Here is a 15,677-nt window from a genome sequence, read left to right on the forward strand (position 1 = left end):
TAGCCGGGGCCGGCCAGGAGATCTCCACCCGGCCGTTCCAGCTGGTCACCGGCCGCTCGTGGATGGGCACCGCCTTCGGCGGCGTCCGCGGCCGCACCGACGTCCCGAAGATCGTCGACTGGTACATGCAGGGCAAGATCGAGATCGATCCGATGATCACCCACACCATGCCGCTCGAGGATATCAACAAGGGCTTCGAGCTCATGCATTCCGGCGAAAGCATCCGAAGCGTGATACTGTATTGAGGCAAGGACGACGCTTGGCGTCCAGAGACTGAGCTTCACTCCAGAAGGTCCGCCAGCGTGCCACTGCAGCGGTGGCGGACCTAGCTATCGCGGCGCGGATGCCAGGTCATCCGCGCCGCGCCAACAACGGCGGCGCGGCAGCTTCCCGCAGACCGGCCGCTTTCGCCACCGAATGACGTCTTTTCATCAGGAACAAATCTCTCTCCGCACTAAGCTCTCCTGTGCACGCCACCGACACCTGAGGTTTTTTGATCATTTTTTTTGCCGCGCCGAACGCCGTTTTGGCCTAGCCTCAATCAGCAAGACAAGCTTGGGAGGACCAGATGAGCGCGTGGATCAAGGCCTGTGAAATCGATGACATCGCCAATGAGGACGTCATCCGTTTTGATCACGAAGGCAAGACCTTCGCCATCTATCGGAGCCCCGACGACAGCTTCTATGCGACGGACGGGATGTGCTCTTACGAAAAGGTGCATCTCGCCGAGGGATTGGTGATGGACAACATCATCGAGTGTCCAAAACACAATGGCAGGTTCGACTACCGGACCGGCGAGGCACGCGGAGCCCCCGTGTGCGTCAACCTCAGGACCTACCGGACAAAGGTCGAAGACGGCAACGTCTACCTTGGCCTGGAGTGAGGAGCCATGGAAGAGTTTGTCATTGTCGGTGGCGGCCAGTGCGGCGCAAGAGCAGCGCTTGCGCTACGGGATCAAGGGTTTGATGGTGACATCACCTTGATCGGAGAGGAACGGCACCTTCCCTACGAGCGTCCACCCTTGTCGAAAGAACATCTGATGTCACCGGAGGGTATCGAACCTCCCTTCGTCGTCAGCAGCAGCGTGCTTGCGGAGCGGAAGATAGCGACGGTGACGGGCGATGCGGCCGTCGGATTGGACCGCCAGGGCCGGTCGGTGGAACTGGCAAGCGGACGCCGTGTTTCCTACGACAAACTGCTGCTCGCAACCGGTTCGTCTCCACGAAAGCTCGCCTCTGTGGAAGGTATGGAGCATGTCTTCTATCTGCGCACACACGACGATGCGCAACGCCTGTCGCAACGTCTTGTCCCTGGAGGGCATCTGGCAATCATCGGCGCAGGCTTCATCGGCCTTGAGTTGGCTGCAGCGGCGAGGCAAAGGGGCCTCGAAGTCACGGTTATCGAAGCACTGCCGCGCATCCTCATGCGAGCGGTACCGGAAGCCATAGCAGCGCGCGTCCACGCGCTCCACCGGGCCCATGGCGTGCGCATCCTCTGCGGTACAAGCGCGCGGCAGATCGCGGCTCATGACACCGGCATCACCCTGTCGCTGAACGATGGCGAAATCCTCGATGCAACAACGCTGGTCGTCGGCATCGGCGCCGAGCCTCGCTGCGAGCTCGCGCACCATGCCGGCCTTTCAGTCGAGAACGGTATCGCCGTCAACGCCACGCTGCAGACAAGCGATCCAGCGATCTATGCTGCTGGCGATTGCTGCTCGTTCCCTTACGGAGACAAGAGGATCCGCCTGGAAGCATGGCGCAACGCCCAAGACCAAGGGGCGCATGCATCCGCCAATATGCTGGGCGCGGAAAGACCCTACGAAATTGTTCCCTGGTTCTGGTCCGATCAATACGACTTCTCGCTTCAGATAGCCGGTCTCGCCAATGAATCGACGAGCACCATCACTCGGGAGATCGACGAGGAAGCATTGATCTTATTTCATCTCGCTGACGATCAGCGGATCGTTGCGGCGAGTGGCTGGGCACGGGGCAACCGGATTGCACGAGATATCAAGGTGGCCGAGATGTTGATCGCACAGCGCGCCAAGCCCGCACCGAACGCGTTATCGTCGTCTGCAGTGAGCTTGAAATCTTTGCTATCCCGGTCATAGACTTTCCTGAGTTGGCGACTTTCGAATGGGAGAGGCAATGAAAGAGATCCGGATCGGTATCATCGGAACCGGCGTCATGGGTGCCGATCATGCGGCTATTCTGGCCGATGGTGTCGCGAATGCCAGGCTGGTCGCCGTGCAGGATTTTGATCGCGGTCGCGCCGAAAACGTCGCCGTATCCCTTGGCGTGCGCGCCGCCGCAGATGCGGATGCCTTGATCAGCGATCCCGACGTCGATGCCGTGATGGTCTGCTCGCCGGATGGCACTCATGCCGCTCTGGCATTGAGGGCGATCGCGGCGGGAAAACCCGTGCTCGTCGAAAAGCCGCTGGCAGCAAGCTCGGAGGATGCCGAGGCGATCATTCGAGCGGAGGTCGCAGCCGGAAAGCGCCTCGTGCAGGTCGGTTTCATGCGACGGTTCGATGCTGGTTACGTCGAGATGAAACAAGCTCTCGCCTCCGGCGAACTGGGGCGACCGCTCTTTCTCCATTGCGTTCACCGAAACGCTGTCGGCCCAGACTACCTGACATCCGAATTGGTGATTGCTAATTCCGCCGGCCACGAGTTCGACATCGCGCGGTACCTCCTCGACGAAGAGATCACCTCAGCAGTCGTCGCCAGCCCACCGGCGACCCGAAATGCCCCGAATAGGCAACCGCAGTTCATTCTGTTGCAAACTGCTTCCGGTGTGGTGGTCGATATCGAGGTCTTCACGGATGCCCAGTATGGATACGATGTGCGGGCAGAGCTCGTCTGCGAGGATGGAACCGTCGCGCTAGATCCGAGCCCGGCAACGACGCTGCGTGCAAAGGGCCACGACGGCTTTCGGACACCTGCGGATTGGCGGCCGCGGTTCAGGCAAGCCTATCGCGCGCAGTTGGAAGCCTGGACGGCCGGCATCCTCACACAGACGCCCTCAGGCTCAAGCGCTTGGGATGGCTACATGGCGATGTTGGTGACGAAGGCTTGCCTTCAGGCCTGGAAGACGGGCAATCGTGTTGCCGTGGAACTCACGGCAAAGCCGTCTCTGTATCAGTAACACCACAAGAATCGAAGAAATCGGCTGACCTCCGGCACGTGGGAATGGCGAGCCCCTAGCTTCAACGAGAAAGCCCCGCTGTGCGCGAGGCTCACTCTTATCGGCAGACTGTTCTATACCGGGTAATGTAGTGGTTGTGGCTTCGGTGCTGATACGGCACCCTCCAGCAAACGTCGCGGTAGGCGTAACGCGGCCGGTAGTAGTCACGATACCTCGGTCCCTCTCGGTAATAACGAGGCGGCGGCGGATCGTCATAGTATCGAGAGTCTCCGGAACCGAACTCGAAATACACACCTTGGGCGTCGGCAGGGGCACTTACAAAAAGTGCTGCGAGGCCGGCCACTGCGATAATCAACCGTTTCATGGTCAGTCTCCTTTCTCTGCAGATTCAACGCGCCATGCCCCCCTATGGTTCAGCCGTTTGAGGTCCTATAGGACCTAAGTCCTACAGGAACTCCGGGGAAGACGGCAGAGAAAAGCCCCGCGGTGTTGGCGGGGCTCTTTAGTATCGCTACATCTCAAAACAACGTGTCTAGGGCGACACGACCTGAATGGGAAAACGCCGCAGGTCTGCTTCTGTTCCAGACCGGTTCCCGTTGCTACGTCTCCCGGTGCGTGAATCCTCGCGCCACGTCGATCAGCGCACGCAATTGCATCTCGTCGTGGACTCCCTGACGATAGAACTCGATGATGATGGAGGCGATCCGTTCGGACTCGTCCGAGGACGCCTTGATCCCCTGTTCGTTGCGGATATGGTCGAGCACACGATGACAGACTGCCAGATCCTTGGAATGCAACGGCTCGTCGCGGCGGCTGTAGCGTTTGTGGGACATAGTGGTTCCTCCCTCCTCCACAAGCAGAAAGGAGCCCCGCAGGGAAGCGGGGCAGGTAACGGGGACATTTGGAAAGGCCAAGGCGCAGTGTGCGAAACGCCTTGGAACTGTGCCTAGAACGCGATGAAAGGCTGTTGGTTCCCGCCGTCTCGTTCTGTCCCAACGCAAAAGAGCAGCAATCGCCCACAGTGCCGGGCGAGGCTTACTGGCTGACGGTTATGATACTTGAGCCCTCGGGAAACGGCGAGACGCATTCGCGCCTCGGGCCGCCATACGGCTGGTATGTATTGTCATCCGTCCGATACGACGCATAGCGGCCAGAACACCACACGACATGGTTGGTATTTCCGTTGCTCACCGACCCCGTGACCTCCGTGGATGGCGCCGCGAACGGAGAGACGCAGGTGCGGATCTGACCGCTATAGGAGCGATAGGTATCACTGGCAGGATTGTAGGACCGGTAACGCGACGCGCACCATTGTTCATGATCGTTGCGCAGCGAAGTGTCGCCGGAGTCTACTGACAAGCCCTCGGAGGTTGCTTCTGTTGCTGGGTCCGTCATAGGCTTCGGGACGACGGGAGTGATGGGATAGGCTGCGGAGACTAGGGGCGCAACGCGCTCGAACTTTTGGCTCCGCGGATCAACGCGCTCAGGAGTTGAAGTCCAGGGGCCTGCAGTTTCGAGATTGCCCAAGTGTTGTCCTTCAGGCACGGCAAGGATGTAGGTGGCAGCAGCCGCGCCGATGAGACAGGCCCCCACCGCCGCAGCAGCGCCGAACAGCACCGTAGCAATCGCTTTCATAGCAGCCTCCCTACCCCTCGATCCAACTGATTGTGCGACACAATCGAGTTCAGCGAGAAACCCGCCTTCCGGAACTTTGTTCCTCCTCGCCCTGTCGCGCTCGGCGAAAGTCCGGCGGGCAACCACACCGATCGCGGCCGCCGCGTATTCCCTTGATGTCGTTTGATTGTTGCTGGTGGTGAGCGCAGCGTTGCCGCGCTCTGGACCAGGATCAGTTGATGACCTGGATGACCTTGCGCGATGAAGGCTCGACGATCACACGTTCGTCGTTCACCACGGCATAGGCGTATTTGGGATTATCAGGAACAGGTGTAACCACAACAGTCGTCGGAAGCGGCTGGCCGACGACGACCTTCTGCTTGACGACGACCCGCGCCGAAGGCGCTGGTGCCTCACGGACGTAGGTAACCACCTTCTGCGGCGGCGGCTCGAGGATCGCGCCGACAGTCGCTCCGGCGACCCCACCAACGGCTGCGCCAACCGGTCCACCAACGATCGCGCCGGTGACTGCACCGCCTGCCGCGCCGTTGACGGTCGACGACTGCGCGAATGCTACGCCGGACGCAAGGACCAATGCTGCGGCAGCGCTAATCGAATGTTTGATAAGCATGTTTTCCTCCTTGAACAAAGCGACCTCGACAGGCCGCACGTAAATCCAACGACGTGGAATCCTGACGGTTCCGTCTACCGGACCTCAGTCCGAGGTGAACCCGACTTTAGTCCGAGCGTCGCTTTCACGCTGGCGAACTGGCGAGGAGAAGCGGTCCTTACGCGCGTCTCACCGCTTTCAAACGAACACCTTGCGGGAAGTATGCTGCCAAACCGGCTCCGTCGAAGGACCACTATGTGCACTTGACCCTCCTTCTAGGCCTCTACCTTAGACGAGACCACGAACAAAGGAGATCGGTCGTGCCGGCCCGCATCGAAGACTACGCGCTCATCGGAGATTGCGAGACCGCCGCGCTTGTATCGAAGCATGGATCCATCGACTGGCTCTGCTTTCCCCGCTTCGATTCCCCCGCCTGCTTTGCGGCGCTGCTCGGCAGCGACGACAATGGACGGTGGCTTATCCGACCTTCCAGCGAGACCTACGAGGTGACACGCCGATATACTGAAGACACGCTCGTCCTGGAGACAGAGTTCAGAACTGAGACAGGCAGCGCTGTCATCAAGGACTTCATGCCTCTTCGCGATGGCCGGAGTGATCTGATGCGTATCGTCGAGGGCACGCACGGCACCTTGGCGTTCGACCTGGAGTTCGTTCTTCGCTTTGACTACGGACGAACTGTGCCTTGGGTGACGAGCAGCGAGGATGGCACCCTAACGGCGATCGCCGGCCCCGACAGGCTGACCCTGACATCATCGGTACCCCTGCATGGCGACGAAATGCGGACTGTGGGTTCGTTCTCTGTCTCCGCGGGAGAACAGCACTCCTTCACCCTGACATGGAACCCGTCGCACGTTCCTCGGCCGGTAGCGAGATCGATCCGGGCCGCCTTGGAGGACACCGAAGGCTTCTGGAAATCGTTTGCAAGCACATGCTCACACGTGGGCGTATGGAAGCCGCTCGTCAAACGGTCGCTGATAACGCTGAAGGCGCTGACCTATATGCCGACAGGCGGTATCGTCGCGGCGGCGACGACGTCCCTCCCCGAACAACTCGGAGGACCGCGCAACTGGGACTACCGGTATTGCTGGCTTCGGGACGCCACACTTACCCTTCTGGCACTTATGAAGCTTGGGTACTACGAGGAAGCCAGTGGGTGGCGCGATTGGTTGCTGCGCGCTGTCGCGGGTGCCCCGGCGCAGATGCAAATCATGTATGGCGTTGCAGGGGAACGTAACCTACTGGAGTGGGAGGTTCCCTGGCTGGCGGGTTACGAAGGGTCTCGCCCGGTCCGCATCGGCAATGGCGCCGCAGAACAGGTTCAGCTCGACGTCTATGGCGAGGTCGCCGACGCGATGCTGCAGGCACGCAAGGGAGGACTGCCGCCACATCCGCGCAGTCGTCAGCTCAGCGATGCCATCCTCCAATTCCTGGAGAAGATATGGACCGAACCGGACGAAGGGATCTGGGAAGTGCGGGGGCAGCGCCAGCACTTTACCTATTCGAAGGTTATGGCGTGGGTTGCCTTCGACCGCGCGGCCACGACGGCACGCGAAGAAGATAACAGTGAGGCCGCAGCACGTTGGAAGGCCGCCGCCGACCGTATTCATCAGGATGTCTGCGACAAAGCATTCGATTCGGAGCTTGGCTGCTTCGTCCAAGCCTACGGATCAAAAGCCCTCGACGCCAGCCTGTTGCACATTGGGATGGTCGGGTTCCTCCCTCCCGAAGACCCACGTTACATCGCCACTGTCGAGGCGATCGAGCACAAGCTCCTGCGCGATGGTCTGCTCCTTCGATACGAAACCCGTGAAGTCGACGACGGACTACCTGCTGGTGAAGGCGCCTTCCTTGCCTGTAGTTTCTGGCTTGTCGATGCACTTGTGCTGATCGGACGCAGGGACGACGCCCTACGTCTCTTCGAGCGATTGCTCTCGCTCTGCAATGACGTCGGCCTTCTCTCGGAGGAGTACGATACCCAGGCAAAACGGATGGTGGGAAACTTTCCCCAGGCGTTTAGTCATGTCGGACTTATCAACAGCGCGCTCAACCTCGCACGGGCTGAGGGACCGGCCGAGCAACGGGCCGAATAACCGTCGTTCTCAGCACCGGCTTCACCGAAGGGGAGGAACGGGGCCAGGCCAATTCGACAGGAAGCGGCGGCCGACTTTTTCATGGGAGCTAAAGTCCAAAGACGACAAAAACCAGCTTTAGCTGGTTTCTCTATGTCCTTGTTTAAAGGAGCTTTTGGTGGGTGATGTAGGGCTCGAACCTACGACCCGCTGATTAAGAGTCAGCTGCTCTACCAACTGAGCTAATCACCCGTAACCGCCGTGTTGCGCGGTGTGAGGGGGCGTATAAACATGATCGTTTGGCTTGTCTAGCGCCTGCCTGAAAATTCTTTGGTTAAATGCGAAGATTTTTGCGCATGGCTGAAATGCAATGAAATCAAAGGTCCAGTGTTCCGCTAGCCATCCGCACTGCCTGCCCGCCAATCCGAGCATTCGAGATTGCCCCGCCTTCGACATCCATGTGCAGGTGAATAAAGGACGGCCGGCCCATTTCTACACCCTGCTCAATCGTCAGATCGTGGTGGCCATCCGTCAGGCGGTCGAAATGGTGGATAGCGCCGGAAAGCGCCGCGGCCGCCGACCCCGTGGCCGGATCTTCCACAATTCCCATGCCGCTCGCAAACATCCGCGCGTGGAACTTCGCGACATGGTTCACACCGCCGCGACAATAAACATAGGCCGACGCGAGCGCCCCATCGACAAAAGGAACGGTCGCTTCCCAAAGCTGTGGGTCGAAATCCATGCGTTGCGCAGCACCAAGGTCGTGCACGGGCACCATCAGGAACGGTACACCGGCGCTCCACAACGACGGAATGTGATTTTCAAAGCCGATTTCCGTGGTGTTCAGCGACAGGGCATTGGCAATCCCGAGCTTGTCGAGGGGCATGGTGATCTGCTGCGATTTTCGCGGCAGATCGAATTCGGCAAAACTAGCCTCGCCCTCTCGCAGTCGAACCGCGCACCGTACGGGCCCGACATTTTCCTCCAGCACCGAAACGAGATCGATAGTTGCGTTGCGATGCGCTTGCTCGGCGAGCGCGACGGCCGTTCCGACGGTCGGGTGTCCGGCAAAAGGCAACTCGCGGCCGGGGGTAAAGATACGGATTCGCGCCGTGTAGGCGGGGTTATCCGAAGCCTGCACGAAGACTGTCTCTGAAAGGTTCATTTCCTTCGCGATCGCCTGCATGGCGTCGTCGCTCAGGTCATCACCATCAAAGATGACGGCGAGCGGGTTTCCGGCGAGTTTGCGGTCGGTAAACACGTCGTAGACACTGTAGCTTCGCGCCACATGGGCCTCCCTGGTCTCGGTCCTCGTTTCGCCAACCTGCCCGACCGGACGACCGAGCGCAAGGCGTTAAGAGCGGGGCTTCTCTCCAAAGTACCAATCGATGACGGGAAGCATCGCGATATTGTAGGGATGCGCCTTCGGGTCAGCGGAAAGGATCGCAACCGCGCCGTCAATTTCCTTGTCATCGGCAACCAGCATATGTGCGTGGATCTTCGCAATCATTTGGTCGGCGGTCAGGTCGAAGCGGAAGAGACGCAGCACCGTCACCGTACGCCTGACATGGCTCGCATAGTAGCGATCGCCAGCCTCGGCATCGGCAAGGTCAAGCCCGGTCTCTTCGAACACCTCGCGACGCATATTGCCATCCACGTCGCACCGATCTCCGGAGATGTCTTCGGGTTCCAGCGAACCGGCGGCAAAATATACCTGACCCGGATTGGCCGTATGGTTTCCCATGCGGATCGCCACCAAGGCGCCGTCGGAGGTCTCAAGTACCGGATAGGCGAACAGATGGATGCCGCCCTGCCGATCCGGCTGTCGGCGCCACCACATGAATGTCGAGAATGGGATGACGTGGCCCTCGGCCGCCAGGCCACTTTCGGTGAGCGCCAGCCGTTTTTGGAAGACCATGCGGCCATCGAAGAGCGCCGGGTTGGCCGCAGTTTCTCGTTCCCAGTTCTCCCGGATCGCCTCGCGCTCAGCGACATCGAAGGGATGATCCCCCATGAGGACCTTAAGGTCCAATCCGGCAATCGGAAATACCGTCTGCTCCGGCGGCCAGCCGGCAAAATCCTCAGAAAAATGCAGGTTCATATCAAATCCAATGTCATGACAACGGGGCAATGGTCTGAGGCCTTCGGCCGGTCCCAGCCGGTGCGGGGATAACGCTCGATCTCCTGGCCGGGTGGGAAGACGGTGCGATAGGGCTGCCCGTGCCGAACGATCTCCGGCAGGCGACCGGCATTCGTTCTGGCAAGTGTCTTCGAGATCCAGATGTAGTCGAGCTGACACAGCCACTGCTCTTCCGGACCCCGAGCATGGTAGAGCGTCCAGCGATCGAGCGGGTCACGACGACGGACGACGTTCTCGGCAAAACCATCGTGGCTGAAGGCGTCGAGTGCACTGATATCCTCGTCCCGGTGCTCGAAGCGGTATCCCGTGCGCCGACGCCCGATGACGTCGACGCGCTCCTGATAATCGTTCATGTCACCACATATAACGAACCGCTTGTCATCGGTATGACCGTTGAAACGGTCCTCGATGATACGACGTACCGCTAGTGCCTCCGCCTGACGTACCGGCATCGTACCAAGCCTGCTATCGACGCCGTTCGTGCGCGGCCCGTCCATCGACTTGAAGTGAACCACATAGAGCGACAGCGGAACGCCGCCGATTTCAAGGTCGAGCTCCAGGCAGTCGCGCTTGAAGATCTTGTCGTCAATGCGGTTGGTCAGCGCCAGCTCGTCGTTGAAAAGTTCAAGATCGCGATAGGTGAGCATCGCGTGGCTCTTGATCTGCTTGAGTTCGATCTTCTGCCCATCGCGCGTCTCTTCCCGGATGAGCACCGCGACGTCGATCCCGCGGCTGTCATTGCCCTCGACGAGATATTTTTGACGATAGCCGTTGCCGACCATCCTGAAGAGATAGCCGTATTCGAAAGCTTGCAGCGCCTCCATGTTGTCGACCTCCTGCAGGCAGAGGATGTCGGCGTCGGCGTCAGCAATCGCCAGCGCCGTCATCTGCCTGGTATCGTCAGTGGAAGCGATCACCCGCGCCTGCTCGAGCTGCTGATAGACGCCCTCGCTGCGCACTTCGAAAAGCTTGATGACCCGGTCTTGACGCAACTGGTTGCGGAAGCCGGTAAAGTCGAAACGCGTCATGAGGTTTTCGACGTTGAAGGTGGCAATGCGAAGCGACATCGAACATTTCCAATTGGCTCTATGCCATTAGTAGTGGCTAAGCCTCGCTTCGGAAAGACGTTTCGAGATCAGAGACGCCAGGCGGCGCGCGCAATGACCCGCACGCTTTCGCCGACCCGCAAGCGCTCACGGTTGAATGCGCGAAGCACCTGTCCGTCGCCAAGCAGCAACTTCACGGCGTAGCGTTCGCCTTCGTAGAGGATTGAATCGACGCGTGCCGGAATGCCCTCACCCGCGATCAAGACGTCTTCCTGCCGCACCAGCACGTCCACCTTTGGCCCATGACTCGCCTCGCACGAAAACATCTGTTCGAGGACGCTCCAATCGAGAGGCCTGATGTCACCAGCCGGAGAAGACAGCGAGAGGATCGCGCCGCGACCGATCAGCCCGCCAACCAGCCGGCCCTCCGGCCGCGCATAGATTTCCGCGGGCGGTGCGGCCTGGAGCAGGCGGCCCTCGGACATGACAGCAACGTCCGTCGCAAGCGCCATCGCCTCACTCTGATCGTGCGTCACATAGACCATCGTCGCTCCGGAGCGCTGGTGGAATTCGCGGAACGTTTCCTCCATCTCCTGTTTCAGGTGCCGGTCGAGATTGGCAAGCGGCTCGTCGAGCAGCACGACGTCAGGTGACGAAACCAGGCAGCGGGCCAATGCCACGCGCTGTCGCTGGCCTCCGGAGAGATCGGCGGGACGCCGTTCGGCATGATCGCCAAGTCTCACCGTCGCCAGTGCTTCGCGGACCTTCTGCCTGTACGCCTCGCCGGAGATGCCGCGCACTTTCAGGGGGTAGCCCACATTGTCTGCAACGCTCATATGCGGCCACAGCGCGTAGGATTGAAACACCATTGCCATATTGCGCCGTTCCGGTGGCAACGACCGCGACGCGTCTGCAAGCAGGCGCTCGCCAAGATGGATCGAGCCATCGGTTGGCGCCTCGAAACCGGCGATCATGCGCAGAACCGTTGTCTTGCCACAACCGGACGGTCCGAGCAGCGCTAGGAAGCCGCCATGCGGCACCTTCAAGGAAAAGTCGGCAACCGCCGCGCGCCCGGTGCCAAAATCCTTGGCAAGATGGTTGAGGATCAGTTCCGCCACGGTACGACCCCTCTCGGCAGGCGTTTTGCCATCAATTCCATGAGAAGCATCATGAAGACGACCATAAGAACGACGAGCACGGAGAGAGCCGAAGCGAGATCGGAACTGCCGCTGTCATCGAGATTGTAGATGGCGACGCCAAGCGTCTGCGTCCCGGCAGACCACAAAAGCGCGGAAATAGTCAGCTCATTGCAGGCGATCAGGAAGACCAGGATCACCGACGCGCCGGCTGCGGGCGCGATCAAGGGCACGATGATATCCGCAAGCCGCCGGAAGAAGCCCGCTCCCGAGAGCCTTGCCGCCTCCTCCAGTGCCGGATCGAGCTGATGAAAGGCACTGACCACAGGCTTCAGGCTAACGGCAAAAAAACTGGAGAGGTAGGCAATCAGAATGATCCAGATCGTTCCATAGAGCGTCACATGCAGGATCGGAAGCGGTGCGGCAAACACCAGGATGAAGCACACGGCCATGACGATACCGGGCAGCGAATAGGGAATCTCGATAAGGCTGGAAACGATCCGGCCAAGCAGGTCTTTCCGTCGCGTCAACGCATAAGCCGTCAGCACGGTCACCAGAAGGAGACATAGTGCCGTTCCGGCCGCGAGGGAGAGCGAGTTTACGAACGCCGTGCGTGTGACCGCTTGCCGAAAGAGAATTTCGTAGAAAGCGCTTACCGACATCGTCTTGAAGGTCAGCGGCACACCATAGGCCGGCACGAGTGCGCCGGCGAGAAGCGCGAAGAATGGCGCCACCAGCATGAAGAAGATGCAGACCCAGAGCAGCGGCTGCAAAAGGAACTTCCAGTGCCCCAACTCAAAGGCCGCGGTCGCGCCCGAAAGTCCAAGGACGCGGTAATCGCGCCCACGCAAGGCGCGTTCCTGAATGGCAAGCCCGGCAGCGGCAATCATCGCGATCAGCACCGAAAGCACTGCAACATCGCCGAAAGTCCGGCTGGTGAAGGCGGAAAACTTGGTGAAAATCAGTGTCGGGAGCGTGTAGATCGAAGCCGGTATGCCGAGAATTGCCGGAATGCCGAAATTGCCGGTGCAGGAAACAAACGAAATCGCGGCTCCAGCAATGATGCCGGGCAACGACAGCGGCAGGATGATGTCGCGGAAGACACGAAGACTACCGGCCCCAGAAAGGCGCGCCGCCTCGACACCATCGCGAGGCAACGCCATCAGGCCGGCCCGGAGAGCGAGATAGACGAGCGGCGCGTGCTGCACCCCATAGAGCAGCGAAATGCCACCGACCGAATAGAGTGGCTGCGGTGATCCAAGCGGAGGCGCAATGTGCAACGCCTTCAACAGCGGGCTTGAAGGCCCAGACATCTGCACCCAGGCAAGCGCCGTCACCTGCGGCGGGATCATCATCGGCAGGACGAACAGGAAGCTTAGCGCTCCCTTGCTGCTGATATCTGTCAGCGTCAGCAGGAAGGCGAAGGCGCAGCCGATGGCAAGCGAGATCAGTGTGCCGAGAATGGCCGTGACCAGCGTGTAGTAGGTTGCTTGCCAAAGCGCGGGATCGCTGAGCACCGCGCCGACGCCGCCATGTGCAAGTGACACAATGCCCGTCATCGCGAGCCGCGCCAGCGGCAGCACGCTCAGGATCAGGACGATGATAACGACAAAAGGAAACAGCCAGGCAGGCTGGCTGTTTCCCGGACGAACATATCCGCGCATCTGCTTTCCGGCGGCGATCAGTTCGAGCCGTAGATGCCGGAGAACGTCTTGAGGTCCTGATCGGTGGTCTTCAGCGCCTGGGCGGCATTGATCGGCAGCACCTTGATGCTATCGCGAGCCGGGAAGCCTTCCGGCAGCTTCATACCGTTGCGCGCCGGGATGTAGCCGAGCTTGAGGAAACCTTCCTGTCCCTTTTCGGAGAGGACGTAGTCAACGAATTTCTTCGCCGCATCGGCATTCTTCGAGCTTGCGAGAATACCGACTGGTTCCGTTACTGCAGAAACGCCTTCGATCGGGAACACGAACTCGACCGGCGCGCCCTTGGCCTTTTCGCGGATCGGCATGTAGTCGACGATCATACCGAACGCCTTTTCGCCTGAAGCGACCGACTTGAGCACCGCACCGTTACCACCGGCAGCCGTCGCGCCGTTGGCGGCAAGATCCTTGTAGAAGTCCCAGCCGAGGCCGTCGACACCGACCAACGTCTGCGCATGAATGAGGGCCGCACCCGACGTCAGCGGGCTCGGCATGGTCACGAGACCCTTGGCTTCGGCCTTCGTCAGATCCTTCCAGCTCGTCGGCTTGAACGTGGCGGAAGTGTTGTAGACGATGCCGGTAGTGATCAGCTTCGTGGAATAATAGTAACCGTCGGCGTCATAAAGCGAAGCGTCGTAGCTCGCGGCTTCCGGCGACTTGTAGGCGAGCAGTTTGCCGGCTTCCTTCAGACGCTCGAGCGTCACCGTGTCCGCAATCAGCAGCACGTCGGCGACCGGATTGCCGGCCTCGATTTCCGCCTGCAGCTTCGCAATGATCTTCGGCGTGCCGTCACGTACCCAGTCCACCTTGACGTCGGGATTGGCGGCCATGAAGCCGTCCACGGTCGCTTGCGCATCTTCATTCGGCTGGCTGGTGTAGAGAACGAGATTTGCGGCGGATGCCGGAATTGCAAGCAAGGTCGCTGCGAGCAGCGCGGCGGCGGAAACGATCGTCTTCATGGTGGATCCTCGATGATGGGAGAGCCGATCCTTAGCCATCGCGGATAACATGATTGTGACAGTCTGCTTCGCGATGCTGACGTGCAATCGTGCCCTTGACCCGCCTGCCCTACCCCTATCTTCTACCGGACGTTTTGGCTCAAGCCTCTGGGAGGAGGATGCATATGGAATACAGGCTTCTCGGCCGCTCCGGCCTCAAGATTTCGACCGTGACGATGGGCACGATGACGTTCGGTGGCCAAGGCTGGGCGAAGATGGTTGGTGATCTCGGAGTCGCCGAAGCGCGCAGGCTCGTCGACCTGTGCCTCGACGCCGGCGTCAACCTCATCGATACGGCTGACGTCTATTCGCAAGGCGTTTGCGAGGAAATTCTCGGCGAGATCATCGGCGGGCCGCGCAAGAACGGCGTGCTGATCGCGACCAAGGCGCGCTTTCGCATGGGAGACGGGCCAAACGATACCGGCTCGTCGCGCTATCACCTCATCAGTGCCTGCGAAGCGAGCCTCCGGCGCATGAAGACCGACGTCATCGACCTGTACCAGCTTCACGAATGGGATGGACAGACGCCCCTCGAAGAAACCATGGAAGCGCTCGACATGCTCGTCCGCCAGGGCAAGGTCCGCTATGTCGGCTGTTCGAATTTCTCAGGCTGGCACATCATGAAAGCGCTGGGTATCAGCGAAAGGGAAAAGCGGGAGCGGTTCGTCAGCCAACAGATCCACTACACGCTCGAAGCACGCGACGCGGAATACGAACTGCTTCCAATCAGCGTCGACCAGGGCCTCGGCGTCCTCGTCTGGAGCCCGCTGGCTGCCGGCCTGCTCTCCGGCAAGCATCGCCGCAACCAGGCCGCCCCGGAAGGGTCGCGTCAATTCGCCGGGTGGACCGAGCCGCCGATCCGCGACGAAAACCGCCTCTGGAACATCGTGGAAACGCTGGTGGCCATCGCCGAAGAACGTGGCGTGTCGGCAGCCCAGGTGGCGCTTGCCTGGCTGATCGGTCGCAAGGCGGTGACCTCTGTCATCATCGGCGGTCGCACCGAGGCCCAGTTCAAGGACAATCTGGCCGCCGCTGAACTGAAGCTGACCGAAGACGAGCGCAAGCGCCTCGATGCGGTCAGCCTGCCGCCTGTGCTCTATCCGTATTGGCACCAGCTCAATACGGCAAGCGATAGACTGAGTGAGGCCGATCTGGAATTGTTCGGCCCGCACCTAAATCGGTAGTTGGTTC

Annotated in this window: 14 protein-coding genes, 1 tRNA gene and 1 pseudogene; 6 read left to right on the forward strand and 10 right to left on the reverse strand. The window is 60.2% G+C overall.

What is annotated here, in order from left to right; translation table 11 throughout:
* From RGCCGE502_RS11915 to RGCCGE502_RS11930, 4 genes and pseudogenes are all read left to right on the forward strand, one after another.
* A pseudogene (locus RGCCGE502_RS11915) lies at window positions 1–245 on the forward strand (S-(hydroxymethyl)glutathione dehydrogenase); the annotation flags it as partial.
* Window positions 246–568: 323 nt separating this feature from the next.
* Window positions 569–883 (forward strand): MocE family 2Fe-2S type ferredoxin, encoded by a 315-nt coding sequence (locus RGCCGE502_RS11920; protein ID WP_016554413.1) that lies wholly within the window; start codon window positions 569–571, stop codon window positions 881–883.
* A 6-nt stretch (window positions 884–889) separates the two neighbouring features.
* Complete coding sequence (locus RGCCGE502_RS11925; protein ID WP_016554414.1) at window positions 890–2,113, forward strand: NAD(P)/FAD-dependent oxidoreductase; 1,224 nt, start codon at window positions 890–892, stop codon at window positions 2,111–2,113.
* A 37-nt stretch (window positions 2,114–2,150) separates the two neighbouring features.
* Entirely contained in the window at window positions 2,151–3,152 is a 1,002-nt protein-coding gene (locus RGCCGE502_RS11930; protein ID WP_016554415.1) for a Gfo/Idh/MocA family oxidoreductase, read from the forward strand.
* Window positions 3,153–3,751: 599 nt separating this feature from the next.
* On the opposite strand, the gene RGCCGE502_RS11935 is transcribed toward RGCCGE502_RS11930, so the two are convergent.
* The 3 genes from RGCCGE502_RS11935 to RGCCGE502_RS11945 all read right to left on the reverse strand — a co-directional run bounded on the left by RGCCGE502_RS11935 (window position 3,752) and on the right by RGCCGE502_RS11945 (window position 5,397).
* Window positions 3,752–3,985: a hypothetical protein gene (locus RGCCGE502_RS11935; RefSeq protein WP_016554416.1), complete on the reverse strand. Its 234-nt coding sequence runs from the start codon at window positions 3,983–3,985 to the stop codon at window positions 3,752–3,754.
* 202 nt (window positions 3,986–4,187) lie between these two features.
* The gene (locus RGCCGE502_RS11940; RefSeq protein WP_016554417.1) at window positions 4,188–4,787 is read right to left on the reverse strand and encodes a BA14K family protein; all 600 of its coding nucleotides are present in this window, start codon (window positions 4,785–4,787) and stop codon (window positions 4,188–4,190) included.
* A 211-nt stretch (window positions 4,788–4,998) separates the two neighbouring features.
* A complete protein-coding gene (locus RGCCGE502_RS11945) occupies window positions 4,999–5,397 on the reverse strand; it encodes a DUF1236 domain-containing protein (protein ID WP_016554418.1) in 399 nt (132 codons plus the stop codon).
* 299 nt (window positions 5,398–5,696) lie between these two features.
* On the opposite strand from RGCCGE502_RS11945, the gene RGCCGE502_RS11950 reads away from it, so the two are divergent.
* A complete protein-coding gene (locus tag RGCCGE502_RS11950) occupies window positions 5,697–7,487 on the forward strand; it encodes a glycoside hydrolase family 15 protein (RefSeq protein ID WP_016554419.1) in 1,791 nt (596 codons plus the stop codon).
* 155 nt (window positions 7,488–7,642) lie between these two features.
* On the opposite strand, the gene RGCCGE502_RS11955 is transcribed toward RGCCGE502_RS11950, so the two are convergent.
* The 7 genes from RGCCGE502_RS11955 to RGCCGE502_RS11985 form a co-directional block, all read right to left on the reverse strand.
* Window positions 7,643–7,718: transfer RNA gene (locus RGCCGE502_RS11955), tRNA-Lys, on the reverse strand.
* A gap of 124 nt (window positions 7,719–7,842) precedes the next feature.
* Window positions 7,843–8,754 carry a PhzF family phenazine biosynthesis protein gene (locus tag RGCCGE502_RS11960; RefSeq protein WP_016554420.1) on the reverse strand — a complete coding sequence of 304 codons (912 nt, stop codon included), beginning with the start codon at window positions 8,752–8,754 and terminating at the stop codon, window positions 7,843–7,845.
* A gap of 66 nt (window positions 8,755–8,820) precedes the next feature.
* Window positions 8,821–9,567, reverse strand: coding sequence for a hypothetical protein (locus tag RGCCGE502_RS11965; RefSeq protein WP_016554421.1), 747 nt, complete (start codon window positions 9,565–9,567; stop codon window positions 8,821–8,823).
* Complete coding sequence (locus RGCCGE502_RS11970) at window positions 9,564–10,673, reverse strand: endonuclease/exonuclease/phosphatase family protein (protein ID WP_016554422.1); 1,110 nt, start codon at window positions 10,671–10,673, stop codon at window positions 9,564–9,566. The genes RGCCGE502_RS11965 and RGCCGE502_RS11970 overlap by 4 nt, the downstream gene beginning before the upstream one ends.
* A 68-nt stretch (window positions 10,674–10,741) precedes the next feature.
* Entirely contained in the window at window positions 10,742–11,770 is a 1,029-nt protein-coding gene (locus tag RGCCGE502_RS11975; RefSeq protein WP_016554423.1) for an ABC transporter ATP-binding protein, read from the reverse strand.
* The gene (locus tag RGCCGE502_RS11980) at window positions 11,758–13,452 is read right to left on the reverse strand and encodes an ABC transporter permease (protein ID WP_016554424.1); all 1,695 of its coding nucleotides are present in this window, start codon (window positions 13,450–13,452) and stop codon (window positions 11,758–11,760) included. Before RGCCGE502_RS11980 ends, RGCCGE502_RS11975 begins: the two co-directional genes overlap by 13 nt.
* A gap of 17 nt (window positions 13,453–13,469) precedes the next feature.
* Window positions 13,470–14,447, reverse strand: a complete 978-nt coding sequence (locus tag RGCCGE502_RS11985; RefSeq protein WP_016554425.1) for an ABC transporter substrate-binding protein — start codon at window positions 14,445–14,447, stop codon at window positions 13,470–13,472.
* Between the two features lie 164 nt (window positions 14,448–14,611).
* On the opposite strand from RGCCGE502_RS11985, the gene RGCCGE502_RS11990 reads away from it, so the two are divergent.
* Complete coding sequence (locus RGCCGE502_RS11990) at window positions 14,612–15,670, forward strand: aldo/keto reductase (RefSeq protein WP_016554426.1); 1,059 nt, start codon at window positions 14,612–14,614, stop codon at window positions 15,668–15,670.
* The last annotated feature ends 7 nt before the right edge of the window (window positions 15,671–15,677 follow it).

The sequence above is a fragment of the Rhizobium grahamii CCGE 502 genome, from assembly GCF_000298315.2.
Taxonomy (GTDB): Bacteria; Pseudomonadota; Alphaproteobacteria; order Rhizobiales; family Rhizobiaceae; genus Rhizobium; species Rhizobium grahamii.

Coding starts and splice junctions, on each gene's coding strand:
- RGCCGE502_RS11920 (WP_016554413.1), top strand. CDS start 569: ATGAGCGCGTGGATCAAGGCCTGTGAAATCGATGACATCGCCAATGAG.
- RGCCGE502_RS11925 (WP_016554414.1), top strand. CDS start 890: ATGGAAGAGTTTGTCATTGTCGGTGGCGGCCAGTGCGGCGCAAGAGCA.
- RGCCGE502_RS11930 (WP_016554415.1), top strand. CDS start 2,151: ATGAAAGAGATCCGGATCGGTATCATCGGAACCGGCGTCATGGGTGCC.
- RGCCGE502_RS11935 (WP_016554416.1), bottom strand. CDS start 3,985: ATGTCCCACAAACGCTACAGCCGCCGCGACGAGCCGTTGCATTCCAAG.
- RGCCGE502_RS11940 (WP_016554417.1), bottom strand. CDS start 4,787: ATGAAAGCGATTGCTACGGTGCTGTTCGGCGCTGCTGCGGCGGTGGGG.
- RGCCGE502_RS11945 (WP_016554418.1), bottom strand. CDS start 5,397: ATGCTTATCAAACATTCGATTAGCGCTGCCGCAGCATTGGTCCTTGCG.
- RGCCGE502_RS11965 (WP_016554421.1), bottom strand. CDS start 9,567: ATGAACCTGCATTTTTCTGAGGATTTTGCCGGCTGGCCGCCGGAGCAG.
- RGCCGE502_RS11970 (WP_016554422.1), bottom strand. CDS start 10,673: ATGTCGCTTCGCATTGCCACCTTCAACGTCGAAAACCTCATGACGCGT.
- RGCCGE502_RS11980 (WP_016554424.1), bottom strand. CDS start 13,452: ATGCGCGGATATGTTCGTCCGGGAAACAGCCAGCCTGCCTGGCTGTTT.
- RGCCGE502_RS11985 (WP_016554425.1), bottom strand. CDS start 14,447: ATGAAGACGATCGTTTCCGCCGCCGCGCTGCTCGCAGCGACCTTGCTT.
- RGCCGE502_RS11990 (WP_016554426.1), top strand. CDS start 14,612: ATGGAATACAGGCTTCTCGGCCGCTCCGGCCTCAAGATTTCGACCGTG.